At 69.8% G+C, this 18,640-nt stretch carries 17 protein-coding genes; 10 read left to right on the top strand and 7 right to left on the bottom strand.

The genetic code is table 11. From position 1 onward, the window contains the following. Positions 1-212: 212 nt before the first annotated feature. Positions 213-2,444, top strand: coding sequence for an NADP-dependent isocitrate dehydrogenase (locus tag EAT51_RS04025; protein ID WP_130561332.1), 2,232 nt, complete (start codon positions 213-215; stop codon positions 2,442-2,444). Positions 2,445-2,516: 72 nt separating this feature from the next. On the opposite strand, the gene EAT51_RS04020 is transcribed toward EAT51_RS04025, so the two are convergent. Then, complete coding sequence (locus EAT51_RS04020) at positions 2,517-2,711, bottom strand: hypothetical protein (RefSeq protein WP_130520466.1); 195 nt, start codon at positions 2,709-2,711, stop codon at positions 2,517-2,519. Between the two features lie 103 nt (positions 2,712-2,814). On the opposite strand from EAT51_RS04020, the gene EAT51_RS04015 reads away from it, so the two are divergent. Next, complete coding sequence (locus EAT51_RS04015) at positions 2,815-3,753, top strand: LysR substrate-binding domain-containing protein (protein WP_130520464.1); 939 nt, start codon at positions 2,815-2,817, stop codon at positions 3,751-3,753. A 27-nt stretch (positions 3,754-3,780) separates the two neighbouring features. On the opposite strand, the gene EAT51_RS04010 is transcribed toward EAT51_RS04015, so the two are convergent. The 5 genes from EAT51_RS04010 to EAT51_RS03990 all read right to left on the bottom strand — a co-directional run bounded on the left by EAT51_RS04010 (position 3,781) and on the right by EAT51_RS03990 (position 6,371). Further along, positions 3,781-4,425, bottom strand: coding sequence for a Vat family streptogramin A O-acetyltransferase (locus EAT51_RS04010; RefSeq protein ID WP_130520462.1), 645 nt, complete (start codon positions 4,423-4,425; stop codon positions 3,781-3,783). 62 nt (positions 4,426-4,487) lie between these two features. Further along, a complete protein-coding gene (locus tag EAT51_RS04005) occupies positions 4,488-4,871 on the bottom strand; it encodes a TfoX/Sxy family protein (protein ID WP_130520460.1) in 384 nt (127 codons plus the stop codon). An 18-nt stretch (positions 4,872-4,889) separates the two neighbouring features. Next, positions 4,890-5,504 (bottom strand): glutathione S-transferase family protein, encoded by a 615-nt coding sequence (locus tag EAT51_RS04000; protein ID WP_130520458.1) that lies wholly within the window; start codon positions 5,502-5,504, stop codon positions 4,890-4,892. Positions 5,505-5,513: 9 nt separating this feature from the next. Further along, on the bottom strand, positions 5,514-5,879 hold the full coding sequence (locus EAT51_RS03995; RefSeq protein ID WP_130520456.1) for a VOC family protein: 366 nt from the start codon (positions 5,877-5,879) through the stop codon (positions 5,514-5,516). 12 nt (positions 5,880-5,891) lie between these two features. Continuing rightward, complete coding sequence (locus EAT51_RS03990) at positions 5,892-6,371, bottom strand: Lrp/AsnC family transcriptional regulator (RefSeq protein WP_130520454.1); 480 nt, start codon at positions 6,369-6,371, stop codon at positions 5,892-5,894. Between the two features lie 132 nt (positions 6,372-6,503). Here EAT51_RS03990 and phhA point away from each other — a divergent pair, with 132 nt between their 5' ends. From phhA to EAT51_RS03965, 5 genes are all read left to right on the top strand, one after another. Then, complete coding sequence (phhA, locus tag EAT51_RS03985) at positions 6,504-7,394, top strand: phenylalanine 4-monooxygenase (protein ID WP_130520452.1); 891 nt, start codon at positions 6,504-6,506, stop codon at positions 7,392-7,394. 79 nt (positions 7,395-7,473) lie between these two features. Beyond that, complete coding sequence (locus tag EAT51_RS03980; protein WP_130520450.1) at positions 7,474-7,905, top strand: hypothetical protein; 432 nt, start codon at positions 7,474-7,476, stop codon at positions 7,903-7,905. Between the two features lie 89 nt (positions 7,906-7,994). Beyond that, the gene (locus EAT51_RS03975; protein ID WP_425478237.1) at positions 7,995-8,975 is read left to right on the top strand and encodes an alpha/beta hydrolase; all 981 of its coding nucleotides are present in this window, start codon (positions 7,995-7,997) and stop codon (positions 8,973-8,975) included. Positions 8,976-9,344: 369 nt separating this feature from the next. Further along, complete coding sequence (locus tag EAT51_RS03970) at positions 9,345-9,998, top strand: HAD-IA family hydrolase (protein WP_205953606.1); 654 nt, start codon at positions 9,345-9,347, stop codon at positions 9,996-9,998. A 108-nt stretch (positions 9,999-10,106) separates the two neighbouring features. Continuing rightward, the gene (locus tag EAT51_RS03965; protein WP_130520448.1) at positions 10,107-10,418 is read left to right on the top strand and encodes a hypothetical protein; all 312 of its coding nucleotides are present in this window, start codon (positions 10,107-10,109) and stop codon (positions 10,416-10,418) included. A gap of 232 nt (positions 10,419-10,650) precedes the next feature. Here the strand turns inward: EAT51_RS03965 and EAT51_RS03960 are convergent, their stop codons facing one another. Then, on the bottom strand, positions 10,651-12,555 hold the full coding sequence (locus EAT51_RS03960; RefSeq protein WP_130520446.1) for a sigma-54-dependent Fis family transcriptional regulator: 1,905 nt from the start codon (positions 12,553-12,555) through the stop codon (positions 10,651-10,653). A 240-nt stretch (positions 12,556-12,795) separates the two neighbouring features. On the opposite strand from EAT51_RS03960, the gene adh reads away from it, so the two are divergent. The 3 genes from adh to EAT51_RS03945 all read left to right on the top strand — a co-directional run bounded on the left by adh (position 12,796) and on the right by EAT51_RS03945 (position 18,620). Beyond that, positions 12,796-14,325 (top strand): aldehyde dehydrogenase, encoded by a 1,530-nt coding sequence (adh, locus tag EAT51_RS03955; RefSeq protein ID WP_130520444.1) that lies wholly within the window; start codon positions 12,796-12,798, stop codon positions 14,323-14,325. 285 nt (positions 14,326-14,610) lie between these two features. After that, entirely contained in the window at positions 14,611-16,863 is a 2,253-nt protein-coding gene (locus EAT51_RS03950) for a TonB-dependent receptor family protein (protein WP_205965157.1), read from the top strand. Positions 16,864-16,907: 44 nt separating this feature from the next. Next, complete coding sequence (locus EAT51_RS03945) at positions 16,908-18,620, top strand: methanol/ethanol family PQQ-dependent dehydrogenase (RefSeq protein WP_130520440.1); 1,713 nt, start codon at positions 16,908-16,910, stop codon at positions 18,618-18,620. The last annotated feature ends 20 nt before the right edge of the window (positions 18,621-18,640 follow it).

Here is an 18,640-nt window from a genome sequence, read left to right as displayed (position 1 = left end):
CACTCGTCCCGGCTGCCGGAACACTGCGGTCCCCGCATGCCGGCTGTGGCGCTTTGCCCCGCCCTGCCCGGGGGGCCACAATGGTGTGCTTGGTCGCCGCCAGCCGCTGCCCCCGCCTCGATGTCCGGGCCGCCTTCGCCACCGGCGGCGTCACCCGTGCAGTCGCCCCCGCGCCTGCTGCCCCTGTCACTGCAAGAGAGACAACGCCCGCAATGTCCAGCACGCCCAAGATCCTGTACACGCTGACCGACGAAGCCCCGTTCCTGGCCACGCAGTCGTTCCTGCCCATCGTCGACGCCTATACCGACACCGCCGGCATCGTGGTCGAGACCCGCGACATCTCGCTGGCCGGGCGGATCCTGGCGCAGTTCCCCGACCTGCTGAGCGATGCGCAGAAGGTCTCCGACGACCTGACCGAACTGGGCGCGCTGGCCACCACGCCCGAAGCCAACATCATCAAGCTGCCCAACATCTCCGCCTCGGTGCCGCAGCTCAAGGCCGCGATCAAGGAGCTGCAGGACCAGGGCTATCCGCTGCCGGCCTACCCCGACGAGCCCAAGACCGACGCAGAGAAGGACGCCAAGGCGCGCTACGACCGGGTCAAGGGCAGCGCGGTCAACCCGGTGCTGCGCGAGGGCAACTCCGACCGCCGCGCGCCGCTGTCGGTGAAGAACTACGCCCGCAAGCACCCGCACCGCATGGGCAAGTGGTCTTCCGATTCGAAGACCCATGTGGCGCACATGGAGTCCGGCGACTTCTACGGCAGCGAGCGTTCGGCCACGCTGGGCGCGGCCGGCGCGCTGAAGATCACCTTCGTCGGCGCCGATGGCGGCAGCACCGTGCTCAAGGACAAGGTGGCGGTGAAGCAAGGCGAGGTGGTCGATGCCTCGGTGCTCAGCCGCAAGGCGCTGGCCAGCTTCATCGATGCGCAGATCGAGGACGCCAAGGCCAAGGGCGTGCTGTTCTCGGTGCATCTGAAGGCCACGATGATGAAGGTCTCCGACCCGGTGCTGTTCGGCATCGTGGTGGGCGAGTTCTACAAGGACGTGCTGGCCAAGCACGGCGAGGCGCTCAAGTCGGTGGGCTTCGACCCCAACAACGGCATCGGCGACCTGTACGCGGTGATCGGCAAGCTGCCGGCCGAGCAGGCCGAGGCGATCAAGGCCGACGTGGAGGCCGAGTACGCCAAGCGCCCGGCGCTGGCGATGGTCAACTCCGACAAGGGCATCACCAACCTGCACGTGCCCAGCGACGTCATCATCGACGCCTCGATGCCGGCGATGATCCGCGACAGCGGCAAGATGTGGAACGCCAAGGGCGAGCTGCAGGACACCAAGGCCGTGATCCCCGACCGCAGCTATGCCGGCGTGTACCAGGTGGTGATCGAGGACTGCAAGGCGCACGGCGCGTTCGACCCGGCCACCATGGGCAGCGTGCCCAACGTCGGCCTGATGGCGCAGAAGGCCGAGGAATACGGTAGCCACGACAAGACCTTCGTCATCCCCGGCGACGGCAAGGTGGTGGTGACCGACGAGGCCGGCGCGACGGTGTTCGAGCACGCGGTGGAAGCCGGCGATGTGTGGCGCATGTGCCAGACCAAGGACGCGCCGATCCAGGACTGGGTCAAGCTGGCCGTCACCCGCGCGCGCCTGAGCGGCACGCCGGCGGTGTTCTGGCTGGATCCGCAGCGCGCGCACGACGCGCAGCTGATCGCCAAGGTCGAGCGGTACCTCAAGGACCACGACACCACCGGCCTGGACATCCGCATCCTCTCGCCGGTGGAGGCCACCGCGCTGTCGCTGGAACGCATCCGCAAGGGCGAGGACACCATCTCGGTCACCGGCAACGTGCTGCGCGACTACCTCACCGACCTGTTCCCGATCATGGAGCTGGGCACCAGCGCCAAGATGCTCTCCATCGTGCCGCTGATGGCCGGCGGCGGGCTCTTTGAGACCGGCGCCGGCGGCAGCGCGCCCAAGCACGTGCAGCAGTTCGTCGAAGAGGGCTACCTGCGCTGGGATTCGCTGGGCGAGTTCCTGGCGCTGGCCGCCTCGCTGGAGCACCTGGGCCAGACCTACGACAACCCCGCGGCGCTGACCCTGGCCAAGGCGCTGGACGTGGCCAACGGCCAGTTCCTGGACAGCAACAAGTCGCCGGCGCGCAAGGTCGGCGAGATCGACAACCGCGGCAGCCACTTCTACTTGGCCCTGTACTGGGCCCAGGCCCTGGCCGCGCAGGACGAGCACGCCGAGCTGAAGGCCAAGTTCGCCCCGCTGGCCAAGGCGCTGGCCGAGCAGGAGGCCACCATCGTGGCCGAGCTCAACGGTGCCCAGGGCCGCCCGCAGGACATCGGCGGCTACTACCACCCGGACCTCACCAAGTGCGCCGCCGCCATGCGCCCGAGCAAGACCTTCAACGACGCGCTGGCCAAGCTGGGCAAGTAAGCCGCCTCGACGCGTGACCCCGACGGGCCGCCTGCCGCAAATCAGGCGGCCCGTCTGCGTTTGCGGCCGTCCTCAGCGGAACCCGGTGAGCGGTGCGTTCGCGCGCGCCGACTGGGCCTGCTTGCGCGCCAGGCGCCGCGCGCGCTTGATCCTGCGGGCGCGCTGCGCGGCGGCGTCCTGCGCGGGCTCGACGCCCGCCAGGGAGCGGGCCAGCTCCACATCGACGATATGCCCGTGGTGGAACAGCAGGGCCTTGAACAGGTTCATATCGGCATCTCCACTTGAGTGAAATCGACAATAGGCGCAGGCTCAGGCCGCGAGAAGCGAGGCTTTCGCAAGCGAGTCTTGAATCCAGCTCAAGGGAAGTCCCATGTCGCGTCCCCCGCTGCACGCCCTGCAGGGCTTCGTCGTCGCCGCGCGCCTGGGCAACCTCTCGCGTGCCGCCGACGCGATGCATCTGACGGTCAGCGCGCTCAGTCATCAGATGCGCGGCCTCGAGCAGCGCCTGGGCTACCGCCTGCTGGAACGGCACGCGCGCGGCGTGCGCGTGACCGGGGACGGCCAGCGCCTGCTCGATCGCATCGGCCCGCACCTGGACGCCATTGCCCAGGCCTTCACGCCCTACGCGGCGCGGCGCGAGGAAGTGCTGACACTGAGCATCACGCCCTCCATGGCGTCGGCCTGGCTGGTGCCGCGGCTGAGCGGGTTCCTGGCACTGCATCCCAAGATCGAGGTCAACCTGCTGTCGAGCGAGGCGCTGGTGGACTTCGCCCGCGAGCCGCAGATCGACGCGGCGCTGCGCATCGGCCACGGCGTCTGGCCCGAAGTGATGGCTGAACCCCTGTTCGAGGAATGGCTCACGCCCATGGCCAGCCCCGCGCTGATCCGGCGCATGGGCGGCAAGCGCCGGCCGCTGGTCGAATGGCCGCTGCTCGGCGACCCGGACGGCGAGTGGGAGCGCTGGTTCGCGCGGGAGGGCCTGACACCGCCTGCGCGCTACGTGGCCGTGCTCAACAGCTCCGAATCGCACCATCGCGCCGCCATGGACGGCGTGGGCGTGGCCCTGGGCCGGATCACGCGTGCGCGGCTGCTGCTGGAGTCGGGCGATCTGGTACCGCTGTCGACGCGGCGGCTGAAGACCGCCTGGTCGCATTATCTCGTCTATCCGGAACGTTCCGCCCACCACCGCGGTTTCCTCGCCTTCCGCGACTGGCTGCGCGGCCAGGCGCAGGAGCACGCGCAACAGACGCAGACGATGCCGGGCAGAACGACGACGGCGAGCGCCGCGCGCCAGCGACGCCGCCGCTGAAGCCGGCATGCGCGTGCAGCAGCGTGCTCAGTCGCGCGCGGGCGCGACGCGTTCCAGCGCGTCGATGTCGCCGGCGACGATCCGGTCCAGGTGCGCGGTGATGTGCGCGACCGGCCAGTCCCACCAGGCGATGGCCTCCAGCCGGGCGACCTGCTCAGGCGCGAAGCGCGCCTTGATCGGCCGCGCGGGGTTGCCGCCGACGATGGTGTAGGCCGGCACGTCGGCGGTGACCACCGCGCGCGCCGAGACGATCGCGCCGTTGCCGATGCGCACGCCCGGCATGATCAGGGCCTCGTAGCCGATCCACACGTCGTGGCCGATCACCGTATCGCCCTTGTACGGCAGCTCGCCCGGTTGCGGCATCACCGCCTCCCAGCCGTGGCCGAAGATCTGGAAGGGATAGGTCGAGATGCCGGACAGCTTGTGGTTGGCGCCGTTCATGATGAACTTCGCGCCGCGCGCGATCGCGCAGAACCTGCCGATCACCAGCCGGTCGCCGATGAAGGGAAAGTGGTAGAGCACGTTGCGCTCGAAGTCTTCGGAGTCTTCCGGGTCGTCGTAGTAGGTGTACTCGCCGACCTCGATCAGCGGGTTGCGCACGGTGTTGCGGATGAAGCACACCTGGGGAAAGCCCTGCATCGGATGCGGGGTCTCGGGACTGGGGCCGTGCATGCGGCATGCCTCGTCATCGAAGGATGGGCGCCGATGGTAACCAGTGGCGGGAGGCGAGGCGGTCAGCCGCGCGGAGGCTTCCTGGCGGGCGCTTTCTTGGTTGCGGCCTTCTTTGCCGGCGCCTGTTTGGCCGCCTTCGGCTTGGGCAGGGGCAAGGCGTCGGCGGTGGCGCGCAGCAGGCGCTGCAGCGCGTCGGTGTCCTCCAGCGCATCGGCCAGCAGGTAGTGCGGCTTGGCGCCCGGGTACGGCGGCTGTTCGATCACCTCGTGCAGCAGGCCCCGCCCGGGCGCGGTCGGCTTGAGGAAGACCTGGTTGTCGCACACCAGCGCGACCACCTTGCCGTCCAGGTACAGCGCGTACTCGCCGAACATCTTCTTCGATTCCAGCGCCGCGCCCAGCCCGGCCTGGGCGTGCACGTAGTCGATGAAGTCCGCGTCGGTTGCCATGGGTGTCCTCAAGCTTCTTCAGGGAATGCCGTTGCCGCCGTGGGCACGATAGCCGGCCCGCGTCTCCAGGCGTGCGATCCAGGCATCGACGGCCGGCAGTACCGGTCGCACCATCGGCGTCATCCGCCAGCGGTTGGCCGACAGCCCCAGCACGATGTCGGCCAGGGTGAAGTCCGCGCCGGCGACGAAGGCGCCGGTCGTGGCCAGCTGCGCGTCCAGCAGGCCCATCAGCCGGTTCCAGGCCGCGATGCTGGCCTCCACCGCGCCGGCGTCCTGGCTGAGCGGCGCGCGCCGCACCAGCGCCATGAAGGCCGGACGCCACGCGCCGTTGAGCTCGGTGGCCTGCCAGTCCATCCACTGTTCCACCCGCGCCCGCGCCAGGGGTTCGGCGGGCAGCAGGTCGTGACGCCGCTGGCGCGCGGCCAGGTAGCGGCAGACGGTGTTGGATTCCCACAGCACCGCGGTGCCGTCGATCAGCACCGGCACCAGGCCGTTGGGATTGAGCGCACGCAGCGCGTCCGCATCGCCGGGGCCGTCCATCGCGTCATGCGCCAGCGGCAGGTCCAGCTCGGCCGCCAGCCACAGCACCTTGCGCACGTTGATCGAGGTGGGCTTGCCGAGCAGTTTCAACATGGCGTCGCTTCAGTCGCTGGCGATATGCCAGCACACGCCGGCCAGGTCGATCATGTGCACTTCGCGGCCCCAGGGGAAGTCGGTCGGCGTGCCGAGGCGGAAGCCGGGAAAGCGCTGCTCCAGCCCGCGCCCCGCCATTTCGGTCCACCACGCGTCCACGTCGGGCACGACCACGCGCAGCATCAGGTGGTGGGCGACATGGTCGTCGTGGAAGTCCTGCAGGATGAAGGACACCGGGCCGCTGCGGAATCCGCACACATCGCCGGCCTCCCAGTCCTCGACGAAGTCCAGCGCGGCGAACAGGCGCCGGCTGGCGGCGAAATCCGCGCCGCCCGGCACGAAGGGCTGCAAGGCGGTCAAGGTGGTGGCCTGCATGTTCGGCTCCGGTCAGGTCGTGGGTAGGGGGATCCCCGCGGCATCCTTGACGGTGCGCAGGACGAAGCTGGAGTTGACGTCGGCCACGCCGGCCTGGGCCAGCAGCCGGTCCAGCAGGAAGCGCGAGAAGTGGTCCAGGTCGCGCACCAGGATGTGCAGCAGATAGTCCATGTCGCCGGTCAGCGCATGGCAGGCGACGACCTCGTCCCAGCTGGTCACGGCGGTGGCGAAGCGCTCGATCGCCGGCTGGTCGTGCTGGGCCAGCTGGACGCGCACGAAGGCCTGCAGGCCCAGGCCCAGCGCGCGCGCCTCCAGCCGGGCGCCGTAGCCGGCGATGATGCCGGCCGCCTCCAGGCGCTGGATGCGGCGCAGGCAGGCCGAGGGCGACAGGTTGATGCGCGCGGCCAGCTCGGCATTGCTGGCGCGGCCGTCGGTCTGCAGCAGGGCAAGCAGACGAAGATCCGTGCGATCGAGCGGGCTTGGTACGTCCATTTGTCGCGTCGCAACATGCAATGACGCAACAAGATTGCGCCATGAGGGCCAGATCCTGCAACTTTCGCAAGCCCGTTGCGCGCGCTTGCCGGTAGCGTGAGAGCCTGCCTTTGCTGCCCGCAGGAGACCGCCATGGACACCACGCCGCGCCGCGTCGAGAACCAGCTCACCGACAAGGGCTATGTGCCGGTCTACACCACGGCCGTGGTCGAGCAGCCCTGGGCCAGCTACAGCGCCGCCGATCACCGGACTTGGGGCCAGCTGTTCGAACGCCAGCGCGCGCTGCTGGTGGGCCGGGCCTGCGACGAGTTCCTCGCCGCGCAGGATGCGATGGGCCTGAGCGCGGACGAGATCCCGCGCTTCGACGATCTCAACGTGGTGCTGGGCGCGGCCACCGGCTGGCAGCTGGTGGGCGTGGAAGGCCTGCTGCCGGAGCTGGACTTCTTCGAACACCTGGCGCACCGGCGCTTCCCGGTGACCTGGTGGATCCGGCGGCCCGAGCAGATCGACTACATCGCCGAGCCGGACCTGTTCCACGACCTGTTCGGCCATGTGCCGCTGCTGATGAACGCGCTGTTCGCCGACTACATGCAGGCCTACGGGCGCGGCGGGGTCAAGGCGCACGGCATCGGCCCGCAGGCGCTGGTCAACCTGACCCGGCTGTACTGGTACACGGTGGAGTTCGGCCTGATCGACACGCCGCAGGGCCTGCGCATCTACGGCGCCGGCATCGTCTCGTCGAAGGGCGAGTCGCTGTACTGCCTGGAGTCGGCCGCGCCCAACCGGATCGGCTTCGACCTGACGCGGGTGATGCGCACGCGCTACCGCATCGACGACTACCAGAAGACCTATTTCGTCATCGACAGCTTTGAACAGCTGATCCAGGCCACCGCGCCGGACTTCACCCCGCTCTACGCCGAGCTCGAGCATGCCGAGGCGCTGCCCGCCGGGCGCGTGCTGGACCGGGATCGCGTGTTCCAGCGCGGCGCCGGTGAGGGCTGGGCCGACGGCGGGGACGTGTGAGGCGCGGCGACGCGGAGGAGATGTCGCCGCGCTTAAGCTCGCCGCATCGGTCCCGGAGGGCGTGGCGATGAAGCGATGGATGCTGCTGCTGGCGTTGTGCTGCGGTGGCGCGGCCGATGCGACCTCGATTGTGCCCACACCGTTGTCCGAGATCCTGGCCAAGTCCGATCACGTCCTCGTCGGCCGCGTCGTCGAGGTGGACATGGTCGATGCGCAGGGACGGCCGGTCATCGATCTGGAGGCGCGCACGGGGCCGGGATTCACGAATCTCATCCGCTATCGCGTGCACGTCGAGGACGTCATGCAGACCAATGCGGCGCGCGTGCCGGCGGTGCTGGTGATCCAAGAATGGCCTGGCTGGATCATGACGCTCGGCGGCATGAAGGCATCGGTCACCGGGAAGCAGTTCGTGTTCCTGCTCAGCGGCGCCGATTTCCATCCGACCAATGCGGCGCAGTTCCGCTATCGGCTGGATTCGCAGGAGTGGAAGGACCTGAGCCCATCGCCTTGAGCTTCGCGGCGCGTGTCGCGTCCGCGCGACGGCGCGCCATCCGCGGGGGTTAGCATTCGGGCCTGTTCCATTGGGCAAGGGAAACGGCGATGCGTTGGATGCAGGTCCTGCTGTTGCTGGTCGTGGCGGTCTCGGCGCAGGCCGCCGAGCGGCCTTCGGCCGAAACCCCCGAGGAGCTCAGACACCGGATCCTGCTGTGGCCGGGCGGCACCGGGCCGGGCTCGGAAGGCGCGCCGGCGCAGCCGACCATCGTCGACCACAGCGAGGATCCGGCGGTGCCGGACCGCTCCATCCGCGGCATCCGCGCGCCGTACATGGTCGTCTACCGGCCGGCGCATCCGAACGGCAGCGCGCTGCTGGTGGTGCCCGGCGGCGGCTATGCGCACATCGTGATCGACAACGAGGGCAGCTCGCTGGTGCCGGCCTTCGCCGACCGGGCCGGCATCACCCTGTTCGTGCTGCGCTACCGGCTGCCGGACGAGGGTCATGCCGATGGCCGCGACGCGCCGCTCGCCGATGCGCAGCGCGCGCTGCGCCTGATCCGGGCGCATGCGAAGGAGGACGGCCTGGACCCGGCGCGCGTGGGCGTGATGGGCTTCTCGGCCGGTGGCCATGTCGCGGCCAGTCTGTCCACGCGCTTCGACGATGCGGTGTACGCGCCGGTGGATGCCGTCGACCGCCTCAGCGCGCGGCCGGATTTTTCGCTGCTGATCTATCCGGTGATCGACATGGGCAATGCCATCGGCCATACCGGCTCGCGCAAGCGCCTGCTGGGGCCGCATCCGGATGCGCAGCTGGTGCACGACTACTCCATGCAGAACCGCGTGAGCGCGCGCACGCCGCCGACCTTTCTGCTGGCCGCACAGGACGACGACGTGGTGCCGGTGCAGAACACGCTGGTGTACGAACAGGCGCTGCTCGGTGCCAGCGTGTCGAGCGAACTGCACATCTTCCCCAAGGGCGGCCACGGCTTCGGCGTGCGCCGCATCCAGGGCCTGACCCTGGCGGCCTGGCCGCGGCTGGCGGTGGACTGGATGGCCTGGCAGACGGCGCAGGCACCAGCGCGCTGAGCGCGCTTTTGCCCCCTCCCTTTCGCCGGAGGCGAAGGGGAGGGACGGGGTGGGGTGCTTTTCGCGCGAAGCCTCGGGCGCCGGAGATTCACCGCGAAGAGCACCCCCTCCCAGCCTCCCCCTTGCGCTGCGCGCAAAGGGGAGGGGCGGATCTTGGGCGCTGGCGCACCTCGCATGTTGCAGGCGCCGTCCACCTCTCGCACCGCGCGCGCTTTTTGCCTCCTCCCTTTCCTGCGCGGGCTGGGACTGGCGCGCCTCGCGCTGGTGGGGAGAGGTGCGAACAACGTGTCGGGTCGCGCGCGCCTTCGCGCGTGGCCTGCGGGTGAGGCGGTAGGCTGGTGGGCCCCTGCGTCGCTTCGGTTGTGCTTCTTGAATCCCTCTGCGCTTTACCCCGCCTTCCTGTTCGATATGGATGGCACGCTGCTGACTTCGATCGCCGCCGCCGAGCGCGTGTGGACGCGCTGGGCGCTGCGGCATGGCCTGGACCCGGCCACGTTCGTGCCGACCATCCACGGCGCGCGGGCCATCGACACCATCGCCGGCCTCGGCCTGCCGGGCGTGGATGCGCAGGCCGAGGCGGAAGGCATCACCCGCGATGAGATCGCCGACGTCGAGGGCGTCGCGCCCATCGCCGGCGCGGCGGCGTTCATCGCGGGCCTGCCGGCCACGCGCTGGGCGGTGGTGACTTCGGCGCCGCGGGCGTTGGCGCTGCGCCGCATGCAGGCCGCCGGCCTGGCGCTGCCGGCGGTGCTGGTCACCGCCGAGGACGTGGTCCACGGCAAGCCCGATCCGGCCGGCTATCGCCTGGCCGCCGCGCGGCTGGGCGTGCCCGCCGAGGACTGCCTGGTGTTCGAGGACGCGCCGGCCGGCATCGCCGCGGCCGAGGCCGCCGGCGCGGACGTGCTGGTGATCCAGGCCGCGCATGCGCACCCGTTGGAGACGCCGCACCGGCAGGTGCGCGACTACCTGGCGCTCCAGGCGCGCGTGACGCCCGATGGCCTGCAGTTGCTGGACGCCGGCTGACGCGCAGCACCGCCAGCCGGCCGCCCTAACCCGGCGTTCACGGTGCTGACCGGAGGATCCTGCGAACCCCGTTCCTGTTCTGAACAGGGGATCTGCCGGATACGACCGATGCGCCCCAATGCCGATGAGCTGTTCGACGAACTGGCCCAGCTTGACCTGACCCTGGACGCGATCGCGGCCTGCGCCGGCGGCGCCAACCTGGCCTTGCAGCAGGCGCTCCAGCGCCACGTGCGCAGCCTGCGCATCTTCCTGGACATGGACGCGGCGGCGGTGCTGCATGACGTTGCCGAGGCCGCCCAGCGTCTGCTCGAAGCGAACGAACCCCGCGTGCTGGAAACCGCCCAGCGCGATCTCGCCCGCATGCGCGCGCTGATGGACGCGATGCTGCGTCGGCAGGCAGCGCAGGCGACAGCCGCCTGACGCGTAGCAGCCGCCGTACGGCCTTTCGGGCGATAAACGCGTTTGGCTCATCGGGAAAGCCTCATCGCCGGCCGCTCTCCGAAAGCCCGCAAGGGCGGCTCCCACCTGTAGAGCGGAGCTTGCTCCGCTGCTCTTCATTCGGTTCGTGGGAAAAGCCCCAGCGGAGCAAGCTCCGCTCTACAGGCAGGCCGCTGGGAGATTCGAGGAGTCCGTTGCGCCACGTCCACGATAGCTAGTGCGTGGTATCGCGCAGGTCCTGACCCAGGCGGCGATAGAGGGTGCTGCGGCTGATGCCGAGCTTGCGCGCGGCGCGGGTGACGTTGCCGTCGCAGTCGGCCAGGGCCTGGCGCATCGCGGCTTCGGCCAGGGCGTCCAGGTCCTGCGCGCTGGCCGGGGCGGCGAGCGCGGCCGGGGCGACGGGCAGCGCCGGGCGCTGGATGTGCAGGTAGGACGGCAGCATGTCCGCGCCGATGGTCTCGCCCGGCTCGCTGAGCGCCACCAGGGTGCGCAGGCAGGCGCTGAGCTGGCGCAGATTGCCGGGCCAGTCGTAGCTGGCCAGCAGGGCGTGGGCGTCGTCGGTCAGGCGCCGGCCCTGGCCCAGGCGCTGCCAGAGCGCGTGCACCAGCCCGGCGCGATCGCCGTGCTCGGCCAGCGCGGGGATGCGCACGGTGTGGTGGGCGATGCGGTAGTACAGGTCGGGGCGGAAGCGGCCCTCGGCGATGGCCTGGTCCAGCTCGCGGTGGGTGGCGCAGATCAGGGCGAAGTCCAGCTTGACCGGCTTGCCGCCGCCCAGCGGCAGCAGCTCGCGCTCCTGCAGGACGCGCAGCAGCCGCGGCTGCAGCGCCAGCGGCATGTCGCCGATCTCGTCCAGGAACAGCACGCCGCCGTCGGCCTGGCGCAGCAGGCCGGGGTTGCCGTGCTTGCGCGCGCCGGTGAAGGCGCCGTCCTCGTAGCCGAACAGTTCGGCCTCGATCAGGCCTTCGGGCAGGGCGGCGCAGTTGACCGCGACGAACGGCCGGCCGGCGCGCGCGCAGCGGCGATGCAGTTCGCGTGCGAAGACTTCCTTGCCGGTGCCGGTCTGGCCCTGCACCAGCACCGGCAGGCCGGCATCGAGCACGCGCCGGGCGCGCGCCAGTGCGGCGTCCTGCTCGGCGTCGAACAGCGGCGCGTCGCTGGCCTGCGGGTCGACGGCGGCCGAGACGGTGATCGGCGGCCGCGCGGCCGGGCGCCGGGCACGGGCCTGGCCGTCCTCGACGCGGCCGTGCAGCGCGCGGCCCTGGCGGTCGAGCAGCACGCCGTCGTCGCGCAGCCGGCCGGGCGCGTCGGCGAACAGGCCGGTGTACGAGGCGCGGCCCAGTTCGCCGCGCTCCAGGCCGAACAGCTGCAGGCCGGCCTGGTTGGCGGCCACCAGCTTGCCATTGCGGAAGGCCAGCAGGCCCTCGCGCGCGGTGCCCAGCAGCGCCGGGTCGCGGTGCAGGCGCAGCAGCTCGGCATCGGGAATGCCGTCGTCGAAGTAGCGATGCTCGATGCTGGCCACCGCCATCCGCGCCAGCCCCAGGGCGTGCATGTGCGAGACGCGCGCATCGCCGGAGATGTCCAGCACGCCGATGCGCGTGCCGTAGGGGTCGAAGATCGGCGTGGCCGAGCAGCTGAGGATGCCGTGCGGTGCCAGGTAGTGCTCGCCGCCGTGGACGACCACCGGGCGGCCTTCGACGATGGCCGTGCCGATGGCGTTGGTGCCGACCTGGGCCTCGTTCCAGCAGGCGCCGGGCATCAGCGCCACGCGGCCGGCGCGGTCGAGGAAGCTGGCGCTGCCCTCGGCATCGAGGATCCAGCCGTCCTCGTCGGTGAGGATGACGATGCTGCCGGTGGCCGCCGCGTCGGAGGACAGCAGCTCCAGCTCGGCGCGCGCCAGGCGCCAGAGCTTCTCGTGGCGCTCGCGCATCTCGCTCAGGCGGGCGGCGCTGACCGGCTCGATCTGCGGCGCGCCCTGCGCCGGCAGGCCCAGGCGCTGGCAGCGCACCCAGGAGCGCAGGATGGTGTCGGGCACCTTGCCCACCGGCGCGCCGCCGTGTTCGAAGAACGCGCGGCGTGCGGCGCCCAAGGCGCGATCCGAAGCAGTCAGCGGCTGTGCCATTCCCAACTCCTCAAGGTGTCGCATTTTGCGACAGCGCAACGGGGCGATGTCCCAATAAACATCACAGCGCGTCGACGCTTGCAACGGGCAGACGTGGTGCGCCGCAACAGCCGCGGGTCATGAACCTTGGCCGGCTGCGGCTCGGGGTCGTGACGCGGCGCAGCACCGGATTTTTGGCATCGGGCTTGCGCTACTGGGCACACCCATTGGGCGACACAAACCCCGCATCAGGAGACCCGCATGAACGCCGTCACCAGCACCAAGCCGATGTCCACCGACCCGCAGTCCATCTTCAAGAAGCGCTACGCCAACTTCATCGGCGGCGCGTGGGTCGAGCCGAAGAGCGGCCAGTACTTCGACAACATCACGCCGGTGACCGGCAAGGCCTTCACCCAGATTCCGCGCTCCAACGCGCAGGACGTGGAGGCGGCGCTGGACGCGGCCCATGCCGCCAAGGACGCCTGGGGCGCCACCTCGCCGACCGAGCGCGCCAACATCCTGCTCAAGATCGCCGACCGCATCGAAGCCAACCTCGAGCTGCTGGCCTACGCCGAGACCTGGGACAACGGCAAGCCGATCCGCGAGACGCTCAACGCCGACGTGCCGCTGTGCGCCGATCACTTCCGCTACTTCGCCGGCGCGCTGCGCGCGCAGGAAGGCAGCATCTCGGAGATCGACAAGGACACCATCGCCTATCACTTCCACGAACCGCTGGGCGTGGTCGGCCAGATCATCCCGTGGAACTTCCCGCTGCTGATGGCGTGCTGGAAGCTGTCCCCGGCGCTGGCCGCCGGCAACTGCGTGGTGCTCAAGCCCGCCGAGCAGACCCCGGCCTCGATCCTGGTGCTGTTGGAAGTCATCGGCGACCTGCTCCCCGCCGGCGTGCTCAACGTGGTCAACGGCTTCGGCCTGGAAGCGGGCAAGCCGCTGGCCTCCAGCCCGCGCATCGCCAAGATCGCCTTCACCGGCGAGACCACCACCGGCCGGCTGATCATGCAGTACGCCTCGCAGAACCTGATCCCGGTGACGCTGGAGCTGGGCGGCAAGTCGCCCAACATCTTCTTCGCCGACGTGATGGCCGAGGACGACGATTTCCTGGACAAGGCGGTGGAGGGCTTCGTGCTGTTCGCCTTCAACCAGGGCGAGGTCTGCACCTGCCCCTCGCGCGCGCTGATCCAGGAATCGATCTACGAGAAGTTCATGGAGAAGGTCATCGCCCGCGTGGAGGCGATCAAGCAGGGCAACCCGCTGGATCCCAACACCATGGTCGGCGCGCAGGCCTCCGGCGAGCAGCTGGAGAAGATCCTGTCCTACATCGACATCGGCAAGCAGGAAGGCGCGCAGGTCCTCACCGGCGGCGCGCAGAACAAGCTGCCGGGCGAGCTGGAGGGCGGCTTCTACGTCAAGCCGACCGTGTTCAAGGGCCACAACAAGATGCGCATCTTCCAGGAGGAGATCTTCGGGCCGGTGGTGTCGGTGACGACCTTCAAGGACGAGGCCGAGGCGCTGGCCATCGCCAACGACACGCTCTATGGCCTGGGCGCCGGCGTGTGGAGCCGTGATGCCTCGCGCCTGTACCGCATGGGTCGCGCGATCCAGGCCGGCCGCGTGTGGACCAACTGCTATCACGCCTATCCGGCGCATGCGGCCTTCGGCGGCTACAAGCAGTCGGGGATCGGCCGCGAGAACCACAAGATGATGCTCGACCACTACCAGCAGACCAAGAACCTGCTGGTGAGCTACTCGCCGAAGAAGCTCGGCTTCTTCTGACCGGTTGGAAGGATCGCATCGCACCTCCCCGCGTCGGGATGCGATCCATCGCCGCGATGCACCGGCCTGGCCACAGGCCGGCGCGCCGCAGCCTCTGCAACCGCGCTCAAGGAGCTCCCTATGGCCGTCTACAACGACGACCAGCGGCGAAGCGGTGTCCGGCACGTGCCGGCCGCCGTCCGTCTTCCCACCCCGTCTTCCACCTCTTCTGCCCAGCGGATGCCGTCGCGGCGCGCGCTGAGCCGTGCGCTGGCGCTGGCCCTGCTTGGAGCCTGCCCTGCCCTCATGCCCGCGCTGGCCGCCGACACCGCAACACCCGGCATCACCACGCTGCCCACGCTCGACGTGGTCGGCGTGACGCCCAATGGCGATGCCACGCTGCCGGCGGACAAGTCGCCGTATCCGGTGCGTGGGCTGGATGCGGACCAGCTGGACCGCATGACCTCGGTCGACCTGACCGAGGCCATGGATCGCCAGGTGGCCGGCATCAGCCTCAACAGCGTGCAGGGCAATCCGCTGCAGCCCGATGTGCAGTTCCGCGGCTTCACCGGCTCGCCGCTGCTGGGCATCGCCCAGGGCATCGCGGTCTACCAGGACGGCGTGCGCGTCAACGAGGTCTTCGGCGACACGGTCAACTGGGACCTGCTGCCGCAGCAGGGCATCGACCGGCTGGACGTGGTCACCGGCGCCAATCCGGTGTTCGGCCTGAACACGCTGGGCGGGGCGATCGTGCTGCGGTCCAAGAACGGCTTCGACGATCCGGGCACGGCGCTGTCGTATGAGGCCGGTTCGTTCGGCCGCGAGGTGGCCAGCGTCGAGTCCGGCGGCAACAACGGCACGCTGGGTTACTACGTGCTGGCCGACAACCTGTACGAACAGGGCTGGCGCGATCTCTCGCCCACCCATGCCCGCCATTACATGGCCAACTTCGGCTGGCGTGGCGAGCGCGCCGCGCTGGATCTGGACCTGGCCAAGGCCAGGACCGACCTCACCGGCAACGGTGCGCAGTCGATCCAGGCCATGCGCCGCGACTACGCCAGCATCTTCACCGCGCCGGACCAGACGCAGAACGACCTCACCCAGGCCAGCCTGCACGGCCGCTACGACATCGCCGACGACCTGGTGCTGAGCGCGATGGCCTACCAGCGCACGGTCAAGACGCGCTCGTTCAACGGCGACACCAGCGACGCGGAAGCCTGCGAGGACGATCCCGCCTTCCTGTGCGAGGACGAGGACGACCAGGGCCAGCAGGCCTTCGTCACCGACCAGAACGGTGATCCGGTCTCCTCCGACTACGATGCGGTGAACAACATCGGCCACCGCCGCCAGCGCGCGCACGGCGGCAACGTGCAGCTGGTGTTCTCGCGCCCGCTCGGCGGCCACGACAACCAGCTGGTGCTCGGCGGCGACTGGCTCAGCGGCAACGTACGCTATTCCAGCATCGTCGAGCCGGCGGTGCTGCTGGAGGACCGCAGCACCTCGCGCGATTCGGGCCTGCAGATTCCCGATCAGGCGCTGGACGTGTTCGCCAGCACGCGCACCTACGCCTGGTACGCCACCGACACCTTCAGCCTCACCGACGCGCTGGCGCTGACCGTCTCGGCCCGCTACAACCACACCCGCACGCGCATCGCCGATCGCTCGGGCGAGAACCCGGACCTCAACGGCGAGCACACGTTCTCGCGCCTGAATCCGGCCGCGGGGCTGGCCTGGAAGTTGAGCAACTCGCTCACCGCCTACGGCAGCTACAGCGAGTCCACCCGCGCGCCCACGCCGGTGGAACTGACCTGCTCGGACGAGGACGCGCCGTGCAAGCTGCCCAACCAGTTCGTCGCCGATCCGCCGCTCGACCAGGTGGTGGCCAAGAGCTGGGAGGCCGGCCTGCGCGGCCGCGGCGCTGGCGTGCAGTGGCAGGCCGGCGTGTTCCGCACCACCAGCCATGACGACATCCTGTTCCAGGCCGTCGGCGGGGCGACCTCCAACGAGGGCTTCTTCGCCAATGTCGGCGACACCCGCCGCCAGGGCCTGGAGCTGTCCGCACAGGGCCGCCTGGCGGGCGACCGGGTGGAGTGGTCGGCCAGCTATGTGTGGCTGGATGCGACCTACCAGGACGGCTTCACCGAGAACGCGGTCCACAACCCGCAGGCCGACGCCGACGGGCAGATCACCGTGCAGCGCGGCGATCGCATCCCGGGCCTGTCGCGGCACCAGCTCAAGGCCGGGGTCGAGTTCGCGCTGAGCGACGCCCTGCGCATCGGCATCGATGGCCAGTACCGCAGCAACCAGTACCTGCGCGGCGACGAGTCCAACCAGCTCGCACCGCTCGGCGGCTATGCGCTGTTCGGCCTGCACGCGCGCTGGGACGTGACCCCGCGCCTGCAGCTGAGCGCGCGCATCGAGAACCTCACCGGCAAGCGCTACGCCAGCTTCGGCACGTTGGGCGAGCCGGGCGACGTCTTCCCCGGGGATTCCGATCCCCGGTTCCTGGGGCCGGGCGCCCCGCGCGGTGGCTGGGTCGGGGCCCGCTACCGCTTCTAGTCCACCGCATCCCCAAGGCAACCCATTACCCAGGAGAGCGACACATGCACATCCATCGTCCCACCACCCAGGCGCTCAAGGCGCTGGCCGTGGCCAGCGTGCTGGCCTGCAGCGGCGCGGCCAGCGCCGCCGATGCCCCGTATGCCCCGGTGACCGACGCGCGCCTGAAGGCCGCCGCCAGCGACAGCGGCTGGCTGATGTACCGCCGCGACTACACCAGCCGCGGCTATGCGCCGTTCAAGACCATCGACACCGGCAACGTGGCCAACCTCAAGCCGGCCTGGGACTGGAAGAGCGAGTTCGACATGGGCCATGAGGCCCCGCCGATCGTCAACGGCGACTATCTGTTCATCACCACGCCGAAGAACCACCTGATCGCCTTCCAGGCCAGCACCGGCAAGAAGCTGTGGGAGTACGCCCACGACCTGTCCAACGTCGGCCTGAAGACCATCTGCTGCGACGTGGTCAACCGCGGCGTGGCGCTGTACGAGGACAAGGTCTACATGGCCACCCTGGACAACCACGTGGTCGCGCTGAACGCGCAGACCGGCGATGTGGCCTGGAACGAGCAGCTCAACGCGCCCGATGTGGGCTATGCGATGACCCTGGCCCCGCTGGTGGTCAAGGGCAAGGTGATCGTCGGCGTGTCCGGCGGCGAGTACGGCGCGCGCGGCTTCATCGAGGCGCTGGACGCCAAGACCGGCAAGCAGGTGTGGAAGCTGCACACCATCCCGCTGCCGGGCGAGCCGGGCGGCGACACCTGGCCCAAGGGCGCGGCCGAGACCGGCGGCGGCGCGGCCTGGCTGACCGGCAGCTACGATGCCGACACCGACACGCTGTTCTGGGGCGTGGGCAATCCCGGCCCGTGGCTGGCCACGCTGCGCCCGGGCGACAACCTGTACACCGACTCGGTCATCGCGGTGAACCCGGCCGACGGCAAGATCAAGTGGCACTACCAGTACACGCCCAACGACACCTGGGACTACGACGGCACCAACGAGACGGTGCTGACCGACATCACCTACAAGGGCAAGAAGTACAAGGCCATCGTCAGCGCCAGCCGCAACGGCTGGTTCTATGCGATCGACCGCACCAACGGCAAGCTGATCTATGCCGAGAAGTTCGCCACGGCCACCTCGGTCAGCGGCTTCAAGGACGGCAAGCCGGTCACCGATCCGGCGATGCGCCCGACCGTGGACAAGGAAGTGTTCACCTGCCCCAGCTTCCTGGGCGGCAAGAACTGGTGGCCGATCTCGGTCAGCCCCGACACGCACATGGCCTACGTGCCGACCCTGCACACCTGCATGACCATGAAGGGCGCGGCGGTCAGCTACAAGGCCGGCCTGCCGTTCCTGGGCGAGACCTTCCTGGTCAAGCGTGATCCCGCCTTCCCCAACCACTGGGGCGCGGTGCAGGCGATCGATCTGAACACCGGCAAGCAGGTCTGGAACTTCCCGTCCGAGCTGCCGTGGAACGGCGGCATGTTGACCACCGCTGGCGGCCTGCTGTTCTCCGGCAGCGCCGATGGCTACCTGTACGCCTTCGACGCCAAGACCGGCAAGGTCCTGTGGAAGAGCCCGCAGATGGCCTCCGGCGTGCTGGGCGTGCCCTCCACCTGGACCGTCAACGGCAAGCAGTACGTCGGCGTGTACGCGGGCTGGGGCGGCGGCGTGCCGATCTGGGGCGGCGAGATGGCCAAGGACCCGAAGGTCCGCAACATCCCGCTCGGCGGCCACCTGTACGTGTTCTCGCTGTAAGCATTCGCACCCCGGAGCCA

Source organism: Pseudoxanthomonas winnipegensis (assembly GCF_004283755.1).
Classification (GTDB): Bacteria; Pseudomonadota; Gammaproteobacteria; order Xanthomonadales; family Xanthomonadaceae; genus Pseudoxanthomonas_A; species Pseudoxanthomonas_A winnipegensis.
This window is presented reverse-complemented; position numbering and strand designations above follow the sequence as displayed.